General features: G+C 66.1%; 2 protein-coding genes. One reads left to right on the top strand and one right to left on the bottom strand.

All coding sequences use genetic code 11. The features are described from left to right. On the top strand, positions 1–507 hold a 507-nt coding region (locus tag JMF90_RS38290; protein ID WP_236598145.1), incomplete at its 5' end, for a LysR substrate-binding domain-containing protein. 93 nt (positions 508–600) lie between these two features. On the opposite strand, the gene JMF90_RS38285 is transcribed toward JMF90_RS38290, so the two are convergent. Then, on the bottom strand, positions 601–1030 hold a 430-nt coding region (locus JMF90_RS38285), incomplete at its 5' end, for an ABC transporter ATP-binding protein (RefSeq protein ID WP_201326463.1).

Here is a 1030-nt window from a genome sequence, read left to right as displayed (position 1 = left end):
GCCGCCGACCGGCCGCTGCTCGAACTGACGGTCGAAGCGCGCTCCAGCGAAGAGTTGCAGCAGCTGTTCGCGCGCGGCCAGCTCGACATCACGATCGCCGTGGTGCCGAAAGCGCTGCCGCACGCCGAGCTGCTCAGCAAGACCCATCCGGTGTGGGTCGCCGCGCGCACCTTCAAGTTCAATCCCGATGCACCGCTGCCGATCGCGGTGCAACTGCAGGGCTGCCCATACCGCGATACCGCGCTGAATGCGCTGAAGAAGGCGAAGATCGCGCACCGGATGCTGCTCGAAAGCGCCAGTTCGCCGGCGGTCGAAGCGTGTATTGCGAACGGGCTCGCGGTCGGCCTGATCGAGCACGATCGCGTGTCGGGCAACCTGACGAGCCATGTCGCCGGCATCGTGCTGCCCGATCTGCCGCCGCACCTGATCACGGTGCTGACGGACGACAGCAATCGCGCCGCGCTGCATCTGCGCGACGTATTGAAAAGTACGTTCAGGATCGGATAGGGAAGACAAGGCCGGGAAACCGGCCTTGCAAGCAGAAACGAACCGCCGGAAAAACTGCCGCCGGCCCGTTGCAGGCCGGCGGCTTCCCGTCGATCAACCGCCGAGATACGCCTGCTTGATGCGGTCGTTCGCGAGCAGGTTCGCGCCCGTGTCGGCCAGCACCACGCGCCCCGTTTCGAGCACGTAGCCGCGATCGGCCACGCCGAGCGCCTTGTTCGCGTTCTGCTCGACGAGGAACACCGTGACGCCTTCGTCGCGGATCGTGCGGATGATGTCGAAGATCTGCGCGATCACGAGCGGCGCGAGGCCGAGCGTCGGTTCGTCGAGCAGCAGCAAACGCGGCTTGCTCATCAGCGCACGGCCGATCGCCAGCATCTGCTGCTCGCCGCCCGACATCGTGCCGGCCCGCTGCGTCGCGCGCTCCTTCAAGCGCGGAAACAGCTTGAACACGTGCTCGATGCCGTCGTCGATCTCGTGACGGCTCGCGAAGAAGCCGCCCATCTTCAGGTTCTCGAGCACCGTC

It is taken from the genome of Burkholderia sp. E168m23, from assembly GCF_016586125.1.
In the GTDB taxonomy this organism is placed as follows: Bacteria; Pseudomonadota; Gammaproteobacteria; order Burkholderiales; family Burkholderiaceae; genus Burkholderia; species Burkholderia orbicola.
The sequence above is the reverse complement of the archived record's forward strand: the minus strand, read 5'-3'. Positions and strand labels throughout refer to the sequence as shown.